At 66.4% G+C, this 20671-nt stretch carries 23 protein-coding genes and 1 tRNA gene; 12 read left to right on the top strand and 12 right to left on the bottom strand.

From position 1 onward, the window contains the following. Positions 1-54: 54 nt before the first annotated feature. The 3 genes from lysA to argH are packed head-to-tail and all read right to left on the bottom strand — an operon-like array spanning position 55 to position 2992. Positions 55-1314: a diaminopimelate decarboxylase gene (lysA, locus tag IP83_RS00720; RefSeq protein WP_054120288.1), complete on the bottom strand. Its 1260-nt coding sequence runs from the start codon at positions 1312-1314 to the stop codon at positions 55-57. 47 nt (positions 1315-1361) lie between these two features. Next, positions 1362-1604 carry a hypothetical protein gene (locus tag IP83_RS00725; RefSeq protein ID WP_054120289.1) on the bottom strand — a complete coding sequence of 81 codons (243 nt, stop codon included), beginning with the start codon at positions 1602-1604 and terminating at the stop codon, positions 1362-1364. After that, on the bottom strand, positions 1604-2992 hold the full coding sequence (argH, locus tag IP83_RS00730) for an argininosuccinate lyase (RefSeq protein WP_054120395.1): 1389 nt from the start codon (positions 2990-2992) through the stop codon (positions 1604-1606). Before argH ends, IP83_RS00725 begins: the two co-directional genes overlap by 1 nt. A 61-nt stretch (positions 2993-3053) precedes the next feature. Here argH and IP83_RS00735 point away from each other — a divergent pair, with 61 nt between their 5' ends. Together IP83_RS00735 and IP83_RS00740 are read left to right on the top strand one after the other, a co-directional pair. Continuing rightward, on the top strand, positions 3054-3608 hold the full coding sequence (locus IP83_RS00735) for a TlpA disulfide reductase family protein (protein WP_082364386.1): 555 nt from the start codon (positions 3054-3056) through the stop codon (positions 3606-3608). A gap of 95 nt (positions 3609-3703) precedes the next feature. Next, on the top strand, positions 3704-6019 hold the full coding sequence (locus IP83_RS00740; protein ID WP_054120291.1) for a tetratricopeptide repeat protein: 2316 nt from the start codon (positions 3704-3706) through the stop codon (positions 6017-6019). Between the two features lie 15 nt (positions 6020-6034). Here IP83_RS00740 and IP83_RS00745 read toward each other — a convergent pair. The 5 genes from IP83_RS00745 to IP83_RS19775 all read right to left on the bottom strand — a co-directional run bounded on the left by IP83_RS00745 (position 6035) and on the right by IP83_RS19775 (position 7439). After that, positions 6035-6110 (bottom strand) — tRNA-Val (locus IP83_RS00745). Between the two features lie 54 nt (positions 6111-6164). Beyond that, positions 6165-6512 carry a PilZ domain-containing protein gene (locus IP83_RS00750; RefSeq protein ID WP_054120292.1) on the bottom strand — a complete coding sequence of 116 codons (348 nt, stop codon included), beginning with the start codon at positions 6510-6512 and terminating at the stop codon, positions 6165-6167. Between the two features lie 43 nt (positions 6513-6555). Continuing rightward, positions 6556-6939 (bottom strand): hypothetical protein, encoded by a 384-nt coding sequence (locus IP83_RS00755; RefSeq protein ID WP_156309519.1) that lies wholly within the window; start codon positions 6937-6939, stop codon positions 6556-6558. Positions 6940-6960: 21 nt separating this feature from the next. Beyond that, positions 6961-7137 carry a Flp family type IVb pilin gene (locus IP83_RS19770; protein ID WP_231624853.1) on the bottom strand — a complete coding sequence of 59 codons (177 nt, stop codon included), beginning with the start codon at positions 7135-7137 and terminating at the stop codon, positions 6961-6963. Beyond that, positions 7134-7439: a hypothetical protein gene (locus IP83_RS19775; protein ID WP_054120294.1), complete on the bottom strand. Its 306-nt coding sequence runs from the start codon at positions 7437-7439 to the stop codon at positions 7134-7136. Before IP83_RS19775 ends, IP83_RS19770 begins: the two co-directional genes overlap by 4 nt. Before the next feature lie 448 nt (positions 7440-7887). On the opposite strand from IP83_RS19775, the gene IP83_RS00765 reads away from it, so the two are divergent. The 4 genes from IP83_RS00765 (at position 7888) to IP83_RS00780 (ending at position 11666) form a co-directional block, all read left to right on the top strand. Further along, positions 7888-8157, top strand: a complete 270-nt coding sequence (locus IP83_RS00765; protein ID WP_156309520.1) for a hypothetical protein — start codon at positions 7888-7890, stop codon at positions 8155-8157. Positions 8158-8218: 61 nt separating this feature from the next. Further along, complete coding sequence (locus IP83_RS00770; RefSeq protein ID WP_054120296.1) at positions 8219-8932, top strand: response regulator transcription factor; 714 nt, start codon at positions 8219-8221, stop codon at positions 8930-8932. 14 nt (positions 8933-8946) lie between these two features. Next, complete coding sequence (locus IP83_RS00775) at positions 8947-10284, top strand: ATP-binding protein (protein ID WP_054120396.1); 1338 nt, start codon at positions 8947-8949, stop codon at positions 10282-10284. Positions 10285-10511: 227 nt separating this feature from the next. Then, complete coding sequence (locus tag IP83_RS00780; protein ID WP_054120297.1) at positions 10512-11666, top strand: outer membrane beta-barrel protein; 1155 nt, start codon at positions 10512-10514, stop codon at positions 11664-11666. 362 nt (positions 11667-12028) lie between these two features. Here the strand turns inward: IP83_RS00780 and IP83_RS00785 are convergent, their stop codons facing one another. After that, a complete protein-coding gene (locus IP83_RS00785) occupies positions 12029-12619 on the bottom strand; it encodes a LuxR C-terminal-related transcriptional regulator (protein ID WP_054120298.1) in 591 nt (196 codons plus the stop codon). A gap of 220 nt (positions 12620-12839) precedes the next feature. On the opposite strand from IP83_RS00785, the gene folE reads away from it, so the two are divergent. Genes folE through IP83_RS00810 form a run of 5 tightly spaced genes read left to right on the top strand, consistent with a single transcriptional unit; the run spans position 12840 to position 16292 of the window. Continuing rightward, positions 12840-13454, top strand: coding sequence for a GTP cyclohydrolase I FolE (gene folE / locus IP83_RS00790; RefSeq protein WP_054120299.1), 615 nt, complete (start codon positions 12840-12842; stop codon positions 13452-13454). 10 nt (positions 13455-13464) lie between these two features. Further along, positions 13465-14421: an NAD(P)/FAD-dependent oxidoreductase gene (locus IP83_RS00795; RefSeq protein WP_054120300.1), complete on the top strand. Its 957-nt coding sequence runs from the start codon at positions 13465-13467 to the stop codon at positions 14419-14421. Between the two features lie 6 nt (positions 14422-14427). After that, positions 14428-15270, top strand: coding sequence for an APH(3') family aminoglycoside O-phosphotransferase (locus tag IP83_RS00800; RefSeq protein WP_082364389.1), 843 nt, complete (start codon positions 14428-14430; stop codon positions 15268-15270). A gap of 15 nt (positions 15271-15285) precedes the next feature. Further along, the gene (locus IP83_RS00805) at positions 15286-15852 is read left to right on the top strand and encodes a GNAT family N-acetyltransferase (RefSeq protein ID WP_197274233.1); all 567 of its coding nucleotides are present in this window, start codon (positions 15286-15288) and stop codon (positions 15850-15852) included. Between the two features lie 32 nt (positions 15853-15884). Then, entirely contained in the window at positions 15885-16292 is a 408-nt protein-coding gene (locus tag IP83_RS00810) for a winged helix-turn-helix domain-containing protein (RefSeq protein WP_054120302.1), read from the top strand. A gap of 74 nt (positions 16293-16366) precedes the next feature. Here the strand turns inward: IP83_RS00810 and IP83_RS00815 are convergent, their stop codons facing one another. Together IP83_RS00815 and IP83_RS00820 are read right to left on the bottom strand one after the other, a co-directional pair. Then, entirely contained in the window at positions 16367-17407 is a 1041-nt protein-coding gene (locus tag IP83_RS00815; RefSeq protein WP_082364390.1) for a winged helix DNA-binding protein, read from the bottom strand. 266 nt (positions 17408-17673) lie between these two features. Further along, positions 17674-18963, bottom strand: a complete 1290-nt coding sequence (locus IP83_RS00820) for an adenylosuccinate synthase (RefSeq protein WP_054120303.1) — start codon at positions 18961-18963, stop codon at positions 17674-17676. Positions 18964-19101: 138 nt separating this feature from the next. Between IP83_RS00820 and arsC the strand changes: the two genes are divergently transcribed. Beyond that, on the top strand, positions 19102-19512 hold the full coding sequence (gene arsC / locus IP83_RS00825; protein WP_054120304.1) for an arsenate reductase (glutaredoxin): 411 nt from the start codon (positions 19102-19104) through the stop codon (positions 19510-19512). Here the strand turns inward: arsC and IP83_RS00830 are convergent. Next, the gene (locus tag IP83_RS00830) at positions 19509-20639 is read right to left on the bottom strand and encodes an ATP phosphoribosyltransferase regulatory subunit (RefSeq protein WP_054120305.1); all 1131 of its coding nucleotides are present in this window, start codon (positions 20637-20639) and stop codon (positions 19509-19511) included. The genes arsC and IP83_RS00830 overlap by 4 nt on opposite strands. Positions 20640-20671 lie beyond the last annotated feature (32 nt).

Below are 20671 nucleotides of genomic sequence, written 5' to 3' on the forward strand. Positions count from 1 at the left end.
GCAATGACCAAGGGCCCGCTCACCCTGAGCTTGTCGAAGGGTGCTGGGACAGCGCTACGCCAACCAATCCGGCACGCGCTCGGCGGAGAGGATGGTGGCGGGCTCGATCCGGTCGGCCACGACGGCCCACTTTGCGCCGTCGACCATGACCTCGGGCACCATCGGCCGCGAGTTGTAGGTGTTGGCCATCGTAGCGCCATAGGCACCCGCGGTGCGGAATACCGCCAGATGGCCGCGCGCCACCACGTCGATCTCGCGCGCCATGGCGAAAGTATCGCTCGATTCGCAGATCGGGCCGACGATGTTGGCGGTCATCGTCCCGCCCTTGGGCGCGACCGCGCTGAAATCGTGCCAGGCATCGTACATCGCGGGGCGGGCGAGATCGTTCATCGCCGCATCGACCACCACCCACGGATGCAGCGCGCCCTGCTTCACGCGGACGACCTCGGTAAGCAGCACGCCGGTATTGCCGGTGATGAGCCGCCCCGGCTCGAACATCAAGGTCGCATCCCAGTCCTGCGTCACGCGCGCGATCATCGCGGCGTATTCGGCGGGCTGCGGGAAGACTTCGCCCGCCTTGTAGGGCACGCCGACGCCGCCGCCGAGGTCCATGTGCGTCACCGCAAAGCCGTCGGCGCGGATCGCCTGCATCAGCGCGCCGGCCTTGGTGAAGGCGGCTTCGAGCGGATCGAGCTTCGAGAGCTGGCTGCCGATATGGAGCGCAAGGCCGCGCAGGTTGAGGCCCGGCAGCGCGGAGAGCCGCGCGTAGATGCCTGCCGCCCGGTCGTAGGGAACGCCGAACTTGTTCTCGGCCTTGCCGGTCGAGATCTTGGCATGCGTGCCCGCATCGACATCAGGGTTGATACGCAGCGTGGCGGTGGCGACGAGGCCCAGTTCCTCCGCGATCTCGGCCAGCTCCTCGCCCTCTTCCTCGCTTTCGAGGTTGAACTGGCCGCACCCGGCCTGCAGCGCGCGGCGCATTTCCGCCGCCGTCTTGCCGACGCCCGAGAACACCACGTCCGCCGCGGGAATGCCCGCCGCGAGCGCACGGTCCATCTCGCCCGCCGAGACGACATCCGCGCCGTAGCCTTCCGCCGCCAGCACCTTGAGCACGGCAAGATTGGGGTTGGACTTCACCGCGAAGGCCAGGTGGACGCGCGGCAGCACCGCCAGCGCATCGCGGAACACGCGGGCATGCCGGGTCAGCGTGGCGCGCGAATAGACATAGACCGGCGTGCCGACTTCGGCCGCGATCAGGGGCAGCGGCACGTCCTCGGCATGAAGCACGCCGCCGCGATATTCGAAATGATCCATCGGGAATTCCTGAAACTGGTTTCCGGCAGCTCAGCCGGAGAGAAAGATTATTCCTCGGGGGGAAGATCGAAGGGATCGTCCTGCCGGTCCTCCGAGCGGCTGCGCAGCTCGATATTGCGCTGCGGTTTCGCCTGGACCGGCGGGGTCAGCAGCACGTCGGGCCCCGGTTTGTCCTCGCGGCCATAGGGCGCCGGCGGCAGAGCGTGGCCTTTCAGCGGCATGAGCTCACGCCGTGCGCCGCATCCGGCGAGCGTTAGAGCCAGCAGCAGAACAGGCAGCACCTTGCGCATCAGGAGTCCATATCCCTTGGCATACCCAGCGCCTCACGCGCCTCGGCGACGCGCTTCCTTACCTCGTCCGGCGCGGTTCCGCCATGGCTGGCGCGCGCCGCCACGCTTGCCTCCACCGAAAGCGCGGCAAAAACGCGTTCATCCACCCGGCTGTCGATCGCCTTGAGGTCCGCCAAGGCCAGCTGATCGAGCGCCACGCCGCGGCTTTCCGCGAGCTTCACCGCCGAGCCGGTGATATGGTGCGCCTCGCGGAAGGGGATGCCCGCCTGCCGCACCAGCCAGTCGGCCAGATCGGTCGCGGTGGCATAGCCCAGTTCCGCCGCGCCGCGCATCCGCTCGGTGCGAAAAGCGGCTTCGGCGACCATGCCGGTCATAGCCGCGATGGAAAGCGCCAGCAGCGCAGCGGCCTCGAACACCGGCGGTTTGTCGTCCTGCATGTCCTTCGAATAGGCGAGCGGCAGGCCCTTCATCGTGATCATCAGCGCGGTGAGGCAGCCGACAATCCGCCCCGAATGGCCCCGCACCAGCTCCGCCGCATCGGGGTTCTTCTTCTGCGGCATGATCGAGCTGCCGGTCGAAAGGCTGTCCGGCAGGGTGACGAAACCGAAGGGCTGGCTCGCCCAGATCACGAATTCCTCGGCAAGGCGCGAGAGATGCAGCGAGCACTGCGCCGCCGCCATCAGGAAATCGAGCGCGAAATCGCGGTCGGAGACCGAATCGAGGCTGTTCGCGGTGGGACCGTCGAAGCCGAGCGCGGCTGCCGTCATATGGCGATCGATCGGGAAGCCCGTCCCCGCCAGCGCCGCCGCGCCCAGCGGGCAGCGGTTCATGCGGCGGCGCCCATCCTCAAAGCGCGAAACGTCGCGCTGGATCATCTCGTAATACGCCATCAGGTGATGGCCGAGCGTGACGGGCTGCGCGGTCTGCAAGTGGGTGAAGCCGGGCATGATGCTCGCCGCATGCTCGCCCGCACGCGTCACCAGCGCGACTTGCAGCGCGTGGAGCGCCGCTTCGGTCTGGTCCATCTGATCGCGCACCCAGAGGCGGAAATCGGTCGCCACCTGATCGTTGCGGCTGCGCGCGGTATGCAGACGGCCGGCTGCCGGACCGATCAGCTCGGCGAGGCGGCTCTCGGTCGTCATGTGGATGTCTTCGAGGTCCCAGTCCTCGGGCACCCCGTTCGCCTCATATTCGGCGGCGACCTGATCGAGCCCGCCAGCGATCAGCGCGGCATCCTCCGCCGTCACGATCCCCTGCTGGCCGAGCATGGCCACATGGGCCTTTGACGCGGCGATGTCCTGCCGCCACAAGGCCTTGTCGAAGGGAATCGAGGCGTTGATTTCGCGCATCACGGCCGAAGGGCCCGCCGCGAAGCGCCCGCCCCACATCTGATTGGAGCCTGAATTGCCGCTCATGTCGCCGCGTCCGCCTGCCTTCTTGGTCCCGCTCATGGCTGCGGGCCTTCTCGCCGGGTGCGATAAGCAAACCCCGGCGGACACGCAACCGCAGACCACCGCTTCCGCTCCGGCCGCTGCAGCGGAAGGTGAAGGCCCGTTCAACGGCACGCTGGACATCAGCAATCGCGGCGCGGCGCTGCCCGATTTCACCTTCAGCGATCCATCGGGCAAGAAAATCCGCACGCTCGATCTCAAGGGCAAACCGCTGCTGATCAACCTCTGGGCGACCTGGTGCGGGCCTTGCGTGCTCGAAATGCCCACGCTCAATGCCCTCGCCGCTGCCAAGGCCGGCAAGCTGACGGTCCTCACCGTCTCGCAGGACCTGGATCAGGCCGCCGCGGTCGACGCGTTCTTCAAGGAGCGCAAGCTCACCAATCTCGCGCCGTGGCTCGACCCCGAGAACGCGCTCAGCCAGCACTACGGCAACGGCGTGCTGCCCACGACCGTGCTCTATGACGCGCAGGGCAAGGAAGTCTGGCGCATGATCGGCTCGCATGACTGGGCCGGCCCCCGCACCGACGCCATGCTGGCCGATACGTTGCGTTGATCGCCGGACCGGTCGCTTGCCACCGCCTTGGGCGCAACATTTCTGCAACGCCGGCGTCATAGGCCTGATCATCGGCGATCCTGCCCCGAGGCCTCATGGCGTTGCGCTCACCGTCCGAATCCGCACCCGATCCCCAAGAGATCGCCGCCCTGGCCGATGCCGCCCGAACGCGCCCGCGCGAGGTCTTTCTGGCGCAGGCCGCTCAATTTGCTGCCACGTATGATCAGGATTTCGGCGCACAGACTGCGCTTGGCGCGCTCCATGCCAGCCTCGGCCTGTTCGATCTGGCCGAGGGCGCCTTCCGCACGGCCCTCGCCCTCGATCCCTCCGACACCGGCACGCAGTTCATGCTCGGTGTCACGCTCTACGAGCTGGGGCGGCATGCGGAGGCCTCGACGCTGCTTGCCAGACTCGCCGGAAATCCCGATGCCGAAACCTATCTCGGGCTGGCACTCGAAGGGCTCGGGCGATTCGAGGCGGCCTGCACTGCATTCGAGACCGCGCTGACCCACGATCCCGCCAATCCCCGGGCGCTCAACAATCTCGGCGCGTGCCTGATGGCGCTGCACCGCCATGATGAAGCCGCCGAGGCGCTGCAGCAGGCGCTCGGACTGGTCCCGGACTACCGCGATGCTGCGCTCAATCTCGTCGATGTCTGGATCGCCCAAGGCGAGATGGCGCGGAGCCGCGCGTTGATGGAGCATTTCCTCCAGCACCGCCCGAGTGATCCCGATCTCCATGCCAAGCTGGGCGATGTGCTGGCCCGCGGCGGCAGACCGGGCGAGGCGATCGCGGCGTACGAGCGGGCGCTTGCCCTCGCTCCGATGCAGGCCGATCTCCATGCCGAGATCGGCAAGGCCTGGCACGGGCTTGGCGACATGGCGAAAGCGGAGGCCCATCTCGCGCGCGCCGTTGCGCTGGCGCCGGACAACGCCCCGCTTCTCACCGATTACGGCATCGTGCTCGAAGAAGCAGGGCGGCGCCGCGACGCGATTGCCGCCCTCGAGCGGGCGAGCATGCTCGACCCGGACGACGATTTCATCGCCGCCCGGCTCTATGGCACCCGCATGCAGATCTGCGACTGGACGGATCTTGCCGGAAGTGCATCCCGGATCGCCGCGCTCGGTACCGGAGAGATGGCCGTCTCGCCCTTCGCGATGATCACCGCAGAGACCGATCCGGCGCGCCAGCTGCAACGTACGCGCTGCTATGCCCGCAAGTTTGCGGCGATCCGGCCTGCCCCGCTCGTGGTGCCGCCCGCTGCCGACGGACGGATTCGGATCGGCTATTTCTCTGCCGACTATCGCCAGCATGCGACCATGCTGCTGCTTGCCGGCGTTCTGCGGCAACACGACCGCACGCGGTTCAGCGTGACCGCCTATAGCTTCGGCCCCGATGCGGACGACCCGGTGCGCCAGGCCCTGCTTGGCGATGTGGAGCGGTTCGTCGATGTGCGCGGCTTCGACAACGCGGCGGTCGTGGCGATGGCGCGCGCGGACGGGCTCGACATCGCGGTCGATCTGAAGGGCTATACGCGTCACAACCGCGCCGAACTGTTCGCCTATCGCCTTGCTCCGGTCCAAGTGAACTGGCTCGGCTTCCCGGGCACCTGCGGGACCGAGTTTCATGATTACCTGCTGGGCGACAGCGCGCTCACTCCGCCCGAGGCGCAGCCGCATTACAGCGAACAGCTGATCCGCATGCCGTTCAGCTACCAGTGCAACGATGATCGGCGCCCCATCGCCGACTGGTCGCCCACGCGGGCCGATCTGGGATTGCCGGAGCACGGCTTCGTATTCTGCTGTTTCAACAACTTGTACAAGATCACCCCGGATATCTTCGCGATCTGGCTTCGCCTGCTCCGCGACGTGCCGGGTGCGGTGCTGTGGCTGCTCCACTCCAATGCCGAAGCCGAGGCCAATCTGCGCGCTGCCGCCGAGGCAGCCGGGCTCGATGCCGCCCGGCTCATCTTCGCCGCGCATGAGCCCAATCCGCGCCACCTTGCGCGCATGGCCATGGCGGACCTGTTTCTCGATACCTTTCCCTGCAACGCCCACACCACCGCCAGCGATGCGCTCTGGGCCGGTCTGCCGCTGCTGACACTGCTGGGCGAAACATTTCCGGCACGCGTGGCCGCCAGCCTGCTGCAGGCGTGCGGGCTGCCCGAACTCGTCACTGCGACGCCGCAGGACTACGAAGCCCTTGCGCTTGCCCTCGCCCGCGATCCGGCACGGCTCGCGGCGTTGCGCGCAAAGCTGGCGGCCGGTCGCGGCACCGCACCGCTGTTCGACACCCGCCGCTTCACCCGCGATCTCGAAACGGCCTACACGATGGCCGTGCAGCGCAGCCGCAGGGGATTGCCTCCGGAAGGCTTTGCAGTGCCCGATGGCGGGCCGCTTGGCGCTGACTGATAGCTGACCCTGCCATGGTGGGCGGTGACGGGCTCGAACCGCCGACCCTCTCGGTGTAAACGAGATGCTCTACCAACTGAGCTAACCGCCCCGGCATGCCGGAAGCGGCGCTCATGCTGGGTTTTGGGGCGTTCGTCAATCGGCGCTAGAGCACCCGGCGTCCGGTGGGCAGTGCCGCAGGCACTTCGCCGCCCACGGTCTCGACCAGTTCTTCCGGCGAGATCGGCTTGTGGAAGGCAACCCCGGCCTCGTTGCCCTTGCTCCAGACCACCTGGCCGAAAAACTCCTGCGAGCCCCAGCGCAGCAAGACATCACGGCCCCGGCGCGGGGGGGCCATGCGCAGACTGACGCGTGCGCCCGTCTGCGAGAGGTCCCGCAGTTCGCCGTCCATGCGGCTGGCCACCGAGATCAGGAGCAGGCGCTGGCCCGCCTCGATCCGGCGGTAGCGGCGGCGGTTGCCGAAGCGGTCCGAGCGGTTGCGCGGTTCGCTCATCGGGCGTGATCCTCGCACGGGCAGCGAATGGCAATCGGCGGGTTCATGCCGCGAGGCCCAAGGTCTGGTCGAGGCCATGGTCGGCGCTGGTACCGGCGCGTTCGAGGCAGGATGTCACGTCGACACCGCGCTGGCGGATCGCCCAGTTGCGGCACCAGTCGAGCGCATCGCACGTCTCGCGGAAGGCCCGCCGCTCGCCGCTGTTGAGCCAGCGCAGCGCAAAGGACCAATCGCACAGGTGCAGCCACAGGGGCCGCTCGCGGCGGACGCGCTGGTCGATCGCGATGACGGCATCGAGATAGCCGTTGATCGAGACCTTCCCCGTCTCGTAGTCGCCAAAGGCAACCTCCAGCATAGCGAGAACGCCCTCATAGCGATCAAGGTGATGCTTCATGCGGTACTGAAGCATGTCTCCGACGATTCTCATCAAAAACCTCGTTGATTGCAGTTATGGCACAAGCAGATTTTTGGCCGAGATCAGGAACGTATTGTTGAGCTGGTTGCTGAACGTGTGCAGCGAGGCGATCATTGCCACCGAGATCAGCGCGACCAGAAAGCCCATCTCGATCGCGGTCGCGCCGCTGCGGTCTTCCGCGATGAGACGGCGCAGCAGCTTCATGATCATGAACGCGGCACACTTGATCGCGGTACAGGCGCTGACATCCACTGCTCCTCGAGCGCCCCCAGCGACTGCCAGTCTGCGATGCGGCGTTTGTCGTCGCGCCGCAGCGCCGCCCATTCCAGCGCATGCAGTTTCACCGAGATCCGCTCCGCGATGCTGATGTGATCGGCAGGGGCCCTGAGCGACTTCAGGTCGTCGATCGCCTGGTACATACGTCCGCGCAGGCCCGGCGTGACATAGCCGGACAGATTGGCTTCCCTGATAACCCGGTAGACTGCTCCGTAGCTCTCGTGCACTTCTTCCATGCCAGCGCCCCTTATCGTTGGGGACGTTGTAAGAGTGGACGAGTTAACTGCTTGCTTTAAGACTGATCACAAGAAAGGCTGACTCTGGACATATTGACCAATCGACCGATAGCGCTCTGGGAAACCTTGCCTGACGGGCATTATGTTTTGCAATATCAGATACTTGATGGAATGGCCGAATGCCAGCCTTGTTGTCGGCAACCAGCCCGGCTCCCGCTGGAAAGCCGCTTCCCAAGCTGATCGCGGTGTCCAAACCTTTAAGATATCAGCGAGAATACTTAGCGGGATAGCGCCTGGCCGCCGCGCCCCGGATTACTGGCATGCACTTCGGCTCACTGTGCCCCAATGATGGCGATTGGTTGCTGGACACAATTCATCATGATTCGGACGAGGCAAGGCAATCAAAAGACACCATCGCAGGGGCGTCTCTTTTGCAATGGAACAATCCATGCTGTTTGCCCCGCTGGCCCTACTCGCCTCCCAGCCTGCGACTGTGACGGTTCATGCAGCGCCCGTGCCCTGCAATCCCGATGCGCTGAAGAGCATCGCCTGCAACGCGCGGCGCCATACGCCTTCGCCGCGCCGGGTCGCAGCAGCGCCGATCCACTGCAACCCCGGTCCGCTCAAGAGCACAGCCTGCCACGCCGGTGCCGAGCAGGCCCGCGCCGAGGCGCGCTGCATTGCAGCACGCGGGGACCAGCTTGCCGCAGCGGATTGATTGCCACCCGTGTTGGGGGCTTGTCGCCTCCCCTCCTCCCCTCTAGGCTTGGATCAAGGCCATGACTGCACCTTCCATTCTGCTGGTTGAAGACGACGTTTCGCTGCGCATGCTCACCGCGCGGGCACTGCGCGAGAACGGCTATGCCGTGCGTACCGCCGCGACGGGTGCCGAAATGTGGGTCATGCTCGAGGCCGAGCCGGCCGAGCTTGTGGTGCTCGACATCATGCTCCCCGGCGCGAACGGGATCGAGCTGTTCCGCAAGCTGCGCCGCCAGAGCGACGTGCCGATCATCTTCGCCTCCGCGCGCGGGAGCGAGGAGGACCGCGTGCTCGGGCTCGAACTCGGCGCGGATGATTATATCGCCAAGCCCTACAGCGCGCGCGAGTTGATCGCGCGCATCGGTGCCGTGCTGCGACGCGGCGGCGGCGAGGGCCTCAGCAAGGGCGACGAGCGCACCAGCGAAGTCCATTTCGAAGGCTGGACGCTCTCGCTCTCGCGCCGCGAACTGCGCTCGCCCAGCGGCGCGATGGTCGACCTGACCGGTGCGGAGTTCGATCTCCTCGCCACGTTCGTCAGCCACCGCCAGCGCGTGCTCGGCCGCGAACGGCTGATCGAGCTTTCGCGCACGCGGCTGGGTGACAGCTCCGACCGCAGCATCGACGTGCTGGTCAGCCGCCTGCGCCGCAAGCTTTCCGCCAGCGGCAGCGAACCGCCGATCGTGACTGTGCGCGGGGTGGGCTACATGTTCAAGGCGGAAGTCCGCCGGGGCTGATGGGCCAGCGACGCATGGGCTTTCGCCGGCTTGGCCTGACCGAGCGCCTGCTGGCGATCCTCCTGCTGGTCGCGGCGGTCGATTTCCTCGCCAATACCTTCCTCTTCGACTCAGCGACCACAACTGCCGTCCAGCGTGACGATGCCGCACGCATCGGCGAGCATCTCTCGCTGGCGGCGCGCGCAATTTCGCGCGAGCCGCCGCAAGACCGCCCCGATGCGGCCCGCGCGCTGTCGACGGAGCGGTTCCGGCTCGCCTGGCATCCCAAAGCGTCGGCGGAGGATCTGCGTTCGTCCGATCCGGCGATGGTCAAGCGAGTACTGGCAGCAGGTCCGGAACTCGAAGTGGATGGCCAGCGCCTCATCGTGCTCCATACCCACAGCAGCCGCGAGCTGGCTGGAACACTGGTACTCGGCGATGGCAGCGCGCTGCGCTTCCATACTTACGCCGGCGAGGTCAGCTTGCAGCTCTCGCGCTGGCAGATCCTGCCGATGCTGCTGCCCACACTGATCCTGGGCGCCCTGGCGTGGTTCATGTTCCGTGCGACCACGCGCTCGCTGCAGCGGCTGGTGAGCGCGCTGCGCCATATCGAGACGCCCAATCCTGGCGGCCTGTCCGAGCAAGGCCCGGATGAAGTGCGCCGGCTGATCCGCGCGTTCAACCAGATGCAGCGCCGCATCCAGCGCCAGCAGGCCGAGCGCACCCGCTCCATGCTCGCAATCGGGCACGACCTGCGCACGCCGCTCGCTCGGCTCCAGCTGCGGCTCGACGGCGCGCAAGTGGAGGAGGAGACCCGCGCCGGACTGGAGCACGATATCGGCGAGATGCGCCAGTTGCTCGAATCGCTCCAGGCATTTGTCGAGGCTGGCGGAACGCAGATCCCGCCGCAGCGGATCGATGTAGCGATCATGGCGGCCACCCTGGTCGACAGCGCCGCCGATCAGGGTCTCGACGCGCACTACGATGGGCCCGAAAGCTGCGAGATCATGGCGCGCGCGGTATCGATCCGGCGGGCACTCGCCAACCTGATCGACAACGCGCTGCACTATGCCGGCAACGTGCGCGTCTCGCTTGCCTGCGAACCCGGTTCGGTCATCATCCGCGTCGAGGACGATGGACCGGGAATACCCGAAGACCGCATGGAGGACGTGTTCCAGCCGTTCTTCCGGCTCGACACCGCCCGCAGCCGCGATACGCCGGGGATGGGCCTTGGTCTCTCGATCGTGCAGGCAGCGGTCCGGCTTGAGGGCGGCACGCTTGCGCTGATCAACAAGCGTCAGCTGGACGGCGAAGGGACCGGACTGGCCGCCGTGATCCGCCTGCCCGTGCCGGACAAAGTGGCGACGACATAGTCAAACTTCTCGCTGTTGCAAAAGTACCGCAGCCCGACTTTTTTGCGTTGCAGCACGCGTAGCAACATTTCGACACCATTTAGCAATCAAACAGAAAAGTATTTACGGTAAGTATCACAGCACTGCACAGGACGTGGCACCAGACGGTGAGAGGCCACGCGGCGTGTGGCCGCAGGCAGGAACGGTATCCTTAATCTCGGGCTTGGTCCCCAGGGAGGTCGTTCCACATGAAGTTCCGTCTCGCCACCATGGCACTTGTGTCCGCCGGTTCCGCGTTCGCCGCCACGGCCGCGCACGCCGAAGAAGCCGCACCTCCCCCGGCGCTTCTCCCGGCCCTCTCCGGCCCGCTGAGCTACAACCCCGAGCCGATCAGCCTCGATGTGGCTGGGTCCAAGGTCTATGTCACCGCCATCGGCAGCGGTTATGTCGGCACGCAGTCAAACAGCACGGCGGGTGTGGCCGACAGCTTTGCCGATCTGTCGAACGCGCAGGTCATCGTGCAAAAGCCGGAAGGCACGTTCCAGTTCCTTGTGCAGGCCGGCCTCTACAACCAGGAAACGCTCGGCGCTGCCTTCGTGAAGTCGACCGACTACACCAGCAACAGCTATGGTGTGGTGCCGCAGGCCTGGGTGAAGTTCGCGCCTTCGTCCACCTTCAACATACAGGCCGGTATCCTGCCCACGCTGATCGGGCTGGAAGCGCCCTTCACCTTCCAGAACATCAACATCGAACGCGGCATCCTGTGGGGGCAGGAAAACGTGATGACCCGCGGTGTGCAGGCCAATCTCACGGCCGGCAAACTGAGCTTCAGCCTTGCCTACACCGACGGCTTTTTCTCGGGCAAGTTCAACTGGCTGTCGGGCATCGTCAGCTATGTTGACGGACCGCACACCCTCTCGGTGGTGCTGGGCGGCGCGCTCAGCAAGAACTATCGCTCCACCTTCAACACGCCGCTGGTGCAGAACAACAGCACCATCCTCAACGTGATCTACAGCTATTCCGGCAGCAAGTGGCTGGTGCAGCCCTACTTCCAGTATGCCTGGGCGCCCGACCTGCCGGGGGCGGGCACCACCAAGGCTCAGAACTTCGCGGTCGGCCTCCTCGCCAAGTACAAGGTCGATGATCACTGGAGCCTGCCGGTGCGCTTCGAATATATCGACAGCAACCGCCCGAGCGCCACGGCAGCAAGCTTCCTCTATGGTCCGGGTTCCAAGGCCTACTCGTTCACCGTCACCCCCACCTATACGTGGAACCGGTTCTTCATCCGGCCGGAATTCTCCTATGTCCGCGCGGACGATATCACCCCGGGCGCTGCATTTGGCGCTGCGGGCCTGAACAAGGAACAGGTGCGCGGGCGGATGGAATTCGGCGTGATGTTCTGATCGCATTCACGAGGTACGCAGCCTGTCCCCCCGATTGTGCGATCGGGGGGACTTTTTTTTTGCGGCTCACGCGCCGCAGCGCTTGCAGGATTCCAGCATTGATTCGCCCCATCTGGAACGTCATGCACCGGACGCGGACGACCATCGCCCACGGCAATCCGGGGTGAACCAGTTGTAACTCGATGATGAAGGGAAGAAGGTGCGAACCTCCCGGTGAAGCGGGGGGGACCAAGAGGCTCGCACCCATTTGCGACCGCGAAGAGGAGCTTTGCCCCATCGACCCGATAGGCAAGAGGTGGGCTTCGGCCCCGGCGCCCTCAACCTGTCCCGGAGGGCAATAGCCACCGGATTGGTGGGGTTTTCTAGAGCCCCGCTTCGATCGCCATGCGAATGGCATCGGCGCTTGTCCGCACGCCGAGCGCCCGCAGCACGGCAGCGCGATGAAGCTTCACCGTCCGCTCGCTGAGTCCGAGCTCATAGGCGATCTGCTTGTTGAGCCGCCCAGCCGCGATGCATTCCAGAATTTCGCGTTGGCGGCGCGACAGCGAGGCGACCTTCTCGCGCGCCTCGGCGGCCCGCGCGCTGGGAACCGCATCAGCGGCACCGGCGATCTCCACCTGGCTGCCGAGGAACCATTCAAGCTCGCCCGCTGCATCGAAGATCGGCGCGATCATCACCGCGTTGCGGAACGGCGTTCCATCGCGCTTGTAATTGAGCAGTTCGACCATCACGGGCACACGCGCAGCAATACCGTCACGCAGTTGCGCCGTCAGTTCGGGCTCGGTTCCCGGGCCGCGCAGGAAACGGCAATTGCGGCCGATGATTTCGTCGCGCCCATAGCCGGTCAGCTCCATGAACGCGGCGTTGCAATCCACGATGGGATTGTCGGGCAGACGGGGGTTGCTCACCACCGCTGCCACCAAGCTGTTCTCGATCATTGCGCCAATTGCCATATGTCTTCCCTTCGGCTCCAGCGCGCCTTGCGCAATTGCCCTTAGGTCCATGTTCCCAAAAACCGGCCTGATCCCGATCCTTAGAGACAAGTTAGCTGCATGGGTAACCCCATTTGCGACGGCGCTGCAATATGCGCCGCCCGGATTTGCGCCCTTTTTCTGCAGCAGATGCGTAGCCGGGGCAGGCGCGCAACGATCCTCTCGCCAATGGAGCGCGCGCATGAATTACGTCAATCACGAGTTCGAGGCGCGCGACGAAGACGGCAAACTCATTGTTCCTGAACCCGTTCAGGAAGCCATCCGCACCCTGCTGCGCTGGGCTGGCGATGATCCGGAGCGTGAAGGCCTGACCGATACGCCGGCCCGCGTCGGCCGCGCGTGGAAAGAATATTGCGCGGGATACGAGGAAGATCCGGGCATCCACCTGCGCCGCACGTTCAGCGAAGTCGCAGGCTATGACGAAGTCGTTCTGCTGCGCGATATTCCCTTCCAGTCGCACTGCGAACACCATCTCGCGCCGATCACCGGAACCGCCTCGATCGCCTATCTTCCGCGCAACCGCGTGGTCGGCATCTCGAAGCTCGCCCGCGTGCTGCACGGGTTTGCCCGCCGCCTGCAGATCCAGGAACGCCTCACCAGCGAAGTTGCCAACTGCATCTGGGAAAACCTCCAGCCGCATGGCGTCGCGGTGGTGATCGAAGCGCAGCATGGCTGCATGACCGGGCGCGGTGTGCGCACACCGGGCGTCGGCATGGTGACGAGCCGCATGCTCGGCTGCTTCCTCGAGGATGACAGCAGCCGCAAGGAAGTCCTGTCGCTGATGGGTCGCAAGTAGGGCGCCCTGTATGAAACGGAGCGTCGCCATCATCGGAGCCGGGATTGCCGGGCTCTCCTGCGCCGATGTCCTTACCGCTGAAGGCTGGAAAGTCACGCTCTTCGACAAGGGCCGCAAGGCCGGTGGCCGCATGGCCTCACGCCGGATTGAAACGGCACTTGGCGAGGCAAGCTTCGATTTCGGCGCGCAGTACTTCACGGTCCGCGATGATGGCTTTGCCGGGCAAGTCTCCCGCTGGGCCGATGCCGGTCTCGCGGTCCGCTGGCCCGATGCCGGCTCCGACGCCTGGATCGGCATTCCGGCCATGAATGCCGTCGTGCGCGAGATGGCCGCGCGCCACGAGGTCCGCTTCACGCACCATGTCAGCGGCCTTGCCCGAGAGGGCACGCAATGGCGACTGCTGGGCGAAGGCATGCCCGGCGAGCAGTTCGACGCCGCCGTGCTCGCCTTGCCCGCGGAACAGGCCGCCCCGATTCTCACGCTGCATGATTTCGAGCTGGCCCGCACGGCGCTCTTTGCCCGTTCGCAGCCGTGCTGGTCCGGCATGTTCGCCTTTGAAGCGCCGCTGCCGCACCGGGCAGACATCTTGCGCAACCACGGCATTCTCGCGTGGGCCGCGCGTGACAGCGCCAAGCCCGGGCGCAATGGGCCGGAAAGTTGGGTCGTCCAGACCACGCCGCAGTGGTCGACCGCACATCTGGAGCGCGCGCCGGAGGAGATTGCGCCGCTGCTGCTCGCTGCGCTGCAGGATGCGACCGGCTCGCATGTCCATGCGCCGGTCGCGCACTCGGTGCACCGCTGGCGCTACGCCCTGTCTGCGGGTACCGGGCTCGGCTGCTTGTGGAACGAGAAGCTGCTGATCGGCGCCTGTGGCGACTGGCTCCTCGGCCCGCGCGTTGAATGCGCGTGGATGTCAGGACAGAAGCTCGGCAAGCGCATACTCGGCGCAGCGCGCGCAGCGGCCTGAGCTTTGATGACGCGGGGTGCTACGGTGGATGGCTCCCGAGAAAGTCCCTGCAGTCCGCCCCATGTTCCGCCTTGCGTCGCGGAGGCGCTGTGGGCTGCGCGTGATGCACTTGCATGGACGCTGAGCAGCGTTGGCCAATCCGGCGCCGCCGTCTGGCGCGTGCGGGATCCGCGTGGCGGGCCTGACCACTATCTCAAGCATGGGGCCGGCGATGTGGCCGCAGCTGTTCGCGAGGAGGCTGCACGCCTGCGCTGGCTGGCTGGCCGCGTGGCCGTGGCGGAACTGATCGCCTTCGCGGAGGAGGCGGATTCCGCTTGGCTGTTGACCGCAGCACTACCGGGCAGGACGGCCTGGGAGGTGTTGGACGCGGGCGACGTAGATGCAGGAGCAGTGGTTGATGCCATCGCGGCTTGCCTGCACGAATGGCATGCCCTTGCGCCGCAGGACTGTCCGTTCGACGCCAGTGCCACGCAGCGCCTTTCCGCAGCGCGTGCCCGCATCGATGCTGGGCTAGTCGATGTGGACGACTTCGATCCCGAGCGGGCCGGGTGGAGCGCCGACCAGGTGTGGGATGCGCTGGCGGCCCTGCCACTGCCGTCGGCACCGCCGGTCGTGACCCATGGCGATTTCTCGCTCGACAACATCCTGATCGCCGAAGGCGTGGTGACCGGCTGCATCGATGTGGGCCGCGCAGGCCTTGCCGATCGCTATCAGGATATCGCGATCCTGTGGAACTGCCTTGGCGAGTTCGGGCCGCACCTGCAGGCCCGCATGCTGGCGGCACTTGGCGAAGGCAGCGGAGACCGGGCGCGGATCGACTTCCACTTGCTGCTCGACGAACTGTTCTGAGCCGCTGCCGCAATCGTGCCACAGCGCTCCGGCATCGCGACCGGCATGCCATCGCCACAGATCATCATCCGTCCCGCGGTGCCGGCGGATGCCATCACGATTGCCGCGATCCACTGCGAGAGCTGGCGCGATGCCTATGCGGGCCTGCTCGATCCGGCCTATCTCGCTGGCCCGGTCGAGGCGGACCGCCGTGCGGTGTGGGCTGATCGCTTCTCGAATCCGTCTCCCACACAGACCGCCCTGCTGGCCGAAACCGTCAGCGGCGATGCGGCGGGCTTCGTCTGCCTGTTCCGCGATCACGACCCGCGCTGGGGCAGCCTCGTCGACAATCTCCACGTGCGGCCGGCGCTGCGGGGTCGGTCGATTGGCGAGCAGCTCCTGCGGGCAGCCGTGGCGCCGCTGGGTGCAGACGAGGCATTCCACCTATGGGTTTTCGAGGCCAATGCGGGAGGCGTCCGCTTCTATCAGCGCCTTGGCGGATGCGTCGCCGGGCGCGCGCCGGACGACCTGCCCGCCGCGCGCGGGGCACCGATCCTGCGGATGGTATGGCAGCGCGCAGCGGACCTGCCCTCGCGGGATTGAGCCCGCTTGGCCGCATCGCTAGAGCATGGGACATGACCGGTTCCAGATCCCGTCTGAAGCTCAAACTGCAGATTCTGTGCGGTGATGCGATAGCCATGGGGCCGGGCAAGGCTGACCTGCTCGAAGCGATTGCCGCAGAAGGATCGATCTCGGGCGCGGGACGCAAGCTCGGCATGAGCTATCGCCGGGCGTGGCAGCTGGTCGATCTGATGAACCGTTGCTGGAGCGCACCTCTGGTGGAGACATCTCCCGGCAGCGCGCGCGGCAGTGGTGCCTGGCTGACGGCGGACGGAAAGGACGTACTGACCACCTACCGCACCTTGCAGGACGCGCTCGAGACGCGGGCGGGAGGGCCGGAGCTGGCAATGCTGCAAACCAAACTCCGCCCGCGCGCGCTGCGCAGCCAGGCCGAGCGGCTGGGCGAGGCAGGAGAGGAGTAAGGGTCACGGCAGAAGGCGCCGAGTTCAGCCTTGCCCGCTCGCATCGACCGAAGTCCGGCTCAGCGCTCCCGGAATCAGAGCAGCGTCGCGGCCGACGTACCGAGTTCCGCGAAGTACCGCGCCATCGCATCCGCGGCCTTTTCGGTCAGCGTGATGAAGGCGCGGCGGCGGTCGGTCTCGTCGTCCACGCGCTGGAGCAGGCCGGCATCGGTCATCTGCCCGATCCAGCGCAGCGCAGTCGTCGGGGGCACGCCCGAGGCGATGCACAGCGAAGTGACCGAGACGCGGACATGTTCCGCTCGCGCCGCTGTCAGATCGAGCAGCATGTCCCACGCGGGATCGGCGAAGAGATCGCCTTCGAAGAAGCGCGCGCGCAGCTGGCGCTGGCGGATGATCTTGCGCACGAGCCTCGGGTCGGGAAGCGGTGGGCGGGCAGCACGCACCAGCCGGTCCGTCCCGTCGTCAAGCCGCGCATCGTCGTCCTGGGCGTCAAAACGGAATGCGGAACCCTGCCCTGCCGCCGGAGCACCCGAGCCGGACGAAAGCGCCTCCAGCTTCTGGGCGATCTGGCCGACCTGCTCGGTCAGGCGCAGCAGCGCGAGGCGGTCTTCCTCGGACAGTTCGCGCACGCGGTTCCCGGCGCGGGCCAGCGTGCGGCCCAGCGCAATGACACGGTCCGCCCGGCTCGGCGTCACGAGGATCTGCGCCTCGCTCTGGTCAAGGCAGCCAAACACGTCGTCGAGCGAGCCGATGCTGGTGGAGACGACAAGCTGCGAGCCGCTTTTCGCCGCGCGCAGATCGAGGCGGGCCAGCGCAGCCAGCTCCGCGCCGTCGATCACCGGGCAATCGACGAGCACGAGATCGCCGAGCGCCGGGCCGGGATCGGCCCCGAGCAGATTGCCGAGATCCGCGGTTTGCGCGATGCGCAGGCCGGCCGCGATCGCATCCTCCTCCATCTCCGCCCGCAGATAGCTGCGATCCGCGAAAATGGAGACAGCAAGCGCCGAGGTGCCGCGATCCTGCACGCGCCCCAAGCCGCGATCGCGCAGTTCCACCACGCGCGGTGCCTGCCCGTCGCCATTGCCATAGTCGAACTGCCTGGCAGCCTGTCCCATCGAAACCGCACTCCGTAAATGTCCGTATGCGAACAACAGTGGAACAAAATAGGATCAGGTCAAGATCGTATTGCTCCAAACTGGATGAACGCGTGTTGCGCGGCGCTGCAAAGCTAGCTTCGATCCCCGCGAATCCAACAGTTTGCTCAGCGCCACGCGGATGCATTCCGCATTGCGGCAGAGTGCTCATCGACAGCGCATGGCCGCATTTCCATTCTGGCCAGACCAGCCGGAAACGCTTGAACTCCGAGTCGACGAAGCCAGGATCAGTCGTCGAAGGGATCGCGCACGAGGATCGTGTCCTCGCGTTCCGGGCTCGTCGAGACAAGTGCGACCGGCGTTTCGATCAGTTCCTGCACGCGCTGGATATACTTGATCGCCTGCGCCGGCAGGTCTGCCCATGAACGCGCGCCGGCGGTGGTGCCCTGCCAGCCGTCCATTTCCTCGTAGATCGGCTCGACCGCGGCCTGATCGGCGGCATGGCTGGGGAAATAATCGAGTACTTTCCCGCGCAAGCGGTAGCCGGTGCAGATCTTCACCTTGTCGAACCCGTCGAGCACGTCGAGCTTGGTGAGGGCAATGCCGGTGACGCCCGAAATCGCGCAGGACTGGCGCACCAGCACCGCATCGAACCAGCCGCAGCGGCGCTTGCGCCCGGTGACGGTGCCGAACTCATGGCCGCGTTCGCCCAGCCGCTGGCCGACGGCGTCTTCCAGTTCAGTCGGGAACGGACCCGAGCCGACGCGGGTGGTGTAAGCCTTGACGATGCCGAGGACGAAGCCGGTGGAATTGGGGCCAAGGCCCGAGCCGGAGGCTGCCGTGCCCGAGACCGTGTTCGACGATGTGACGAACGGATAAGTGCCGTGATCGACATCAAGCAGCACGCCCTGGGCGCCTTCGAACAGGATCCGCGCGCCCGCCTTGCGCACCTTCTTCAGGCGCTTCCACACCGGCTGGGCATATTGCAGCACGAAGGGCGCGATGTCCTTGAGCTCTTCCAGCAGCGCGGCGCGGTCCACCGGCGGCTGGCCGAACCCGGCCCGCAGCGCATCGTGGTGCGCGCAAAGCCGATCAAGCTGCGCATCCATCGCATCGAGGTGCGCCAGATCGCAGACGCGGATGGCGCGGCGGCCGACCTTGTCTTCATAGGCAGGGCCGATGCCGCGTCCGGTTGTGCCGATCTTGCCCGAACCCGCGGCCGCTTCGCGCAGGCCATCGAGATCGCGGTGGAGCGGCAGGATCAGCGGGCAATTGTCGGCGATCGCGAAGTTGTCGGCATGGATGGTCACGCCCTGCCCGGTCAGCTTCTCGATTTCGGCCTTGAGCGCCCACGGATCGAGTACCACGCCATTGCCGATGATCGACAGTGTGCCCGTGACAATGCCCGAGGGGAGCAGCGAGAGCTTGTAGACCGACCCGTCCACCACCAGTGTGTGCCCGGCGTTGTGCCCGCCCTGGAAGCGCACCACGGCATCGGCGCGGCTGGCCAGCCAGTCGACGATCTTGCCCTTGCCTTCATCGCCCCACTGGGCACCGATCACGGTCACGTTGGCCACGGCTTAGGCACACCTTCTGTTGCAGTTCAAAGTCGGCTGGCGCCCTAGGGGAGTGCGGCGGCAAGGGCAAGGCGCGAGGCGGGAGAAACCGCTTATCGTACTTGCCTGCTACGGGCCGCATCTGCCATGTCTGGCGCCATGACCGAAGGCTTCCCGATCACGATCTACCACAATCCCAAGTGCGGCACATCGCGCAACACGCTCGCGATGATCGAGGCAGCCGGATACGCGCCCGAAGTTGTCGAGTACGTCAAGGCCGGGTGGACGCGGCCGCAGCTGGAGACCATCGTCGCGGCGACGGGCGGCTCGGTGCGGGACATCATGCGCACCAAGGGCACCCCGGCGGAGGAACTCGGCCTCACCGATCCTGCCGCGAGCGACGAGGCTATCCTCGCCGCGATGGTGGAGCACCCGATCCTGGTGAACCGGCCCATCGTCATAACCCCCAAGGGCACGAAGCTGTGCCGTCCATCGGAACTGGTACTCGATCTGCTTGGCAACCGGCCCGAAAGCTTCACCAAGGAAGACGGCGAGGTCGTCAAGCTCTAGAGCTTCTTCGGCTCGCTGCCCGCCAGCAGGTGGGTGCAGCCGAGGGCCTCCGCGCTATCAGCCTCGCTCAGCGCAGCCACCGTGCGCCAGCCGATGCTGCGCAGGCGTGCGGCCACGTCGCGGTCATGGCCGAGGGGGAGGAACACGCTGTCCGCGCCGCGTTCGGCATCGGCAACCTGGGCGATCAGGCCATCGGGATAGAGCGAGAAACCGGTCGCGACTTCGCCCTTTCCGGAGCCCGCGATCCGATAGGTGCCGCCGCGCCCCAGTGTGCCGCGCACGCCATCGGCGTAAAGCGTGAAACCCAGCCATGACTGGTATTCGAAACCGTGCCGCTCCGAAGGATCGAGCGTGAGCCGCGCCGCGCCGCCGAGCGCTGCGGCAATCTCGCGCAGTGCGGCGATGCGGCCCGCAAGGACACCGCCAGCATCGATCGCCGCCAGCTTTTCGATCGCCGTCTCGAAATCGCCGGTGGCGTAGAGCAGCGGCACATAGGCCTCTCCGCCCGCATCGACGAGGCCGCCGGCATCCTTGGTATCGAGCTCGCGCCGCACCGCCTCGATCTGCTGCGGCTCGAGCGGGAAGGCCTTTTCGGCCAGCGTATCGACGAGATCGGGCAGCGTGAAATCGACACTGACGCCTTGCGCGCCCGCCGCCTGCAGCGCCTCGATGGCAACCGCGACGACTTCGCAGGCCGCCACCACATTGTCCGTGCCGATCAGCTCCGCGCCGCACTGCAGCCGCTCGCGCGCCGGATCGAGCGCATCGCCCTTGATGGTGAGGACCTGCCCCGCATAGCAGAGCCGAAGGGGCCGCGCCGCCGCCGCCAGCCGGGTACCGGCGATGCGGCCGATCTGCGGCGTGTGGTCGCTGCGCAGGCCCATCATCCGCAAGGACGCCGGATCGACGAAGCGGAACATCCGGCGCCGAGAATCAGGGGGGTTGATCCCGTCCATCCGCGCGGCAAGGCTGCGCTCGAACTCGATCATCGGCGGCAGGACGCGGTCGTAGCCGTGGCCGTGCATCACATCCTGGATCGCGCGCATCACCCGCGTCGTCGCGGCGGCTTCGCGCGGCAGGCGGTCTTCGAGGCCCTCGGGCAGCAGATCGGAGTTCGGTTCGCTCATGTCAGCCGCGCCCTAGACCATGGCGCGCGAGA

Source organism: Novosphingobium sp. AAP93 (genome assembly GCF_001296055.1).
In the GTDB taxonomy this organism is placed as follows: Bacteria; Pseudomonadota; Alphaproteobacteria; order Sphingomonadales; family Sphingomonadaceae; genus Novosphingobium.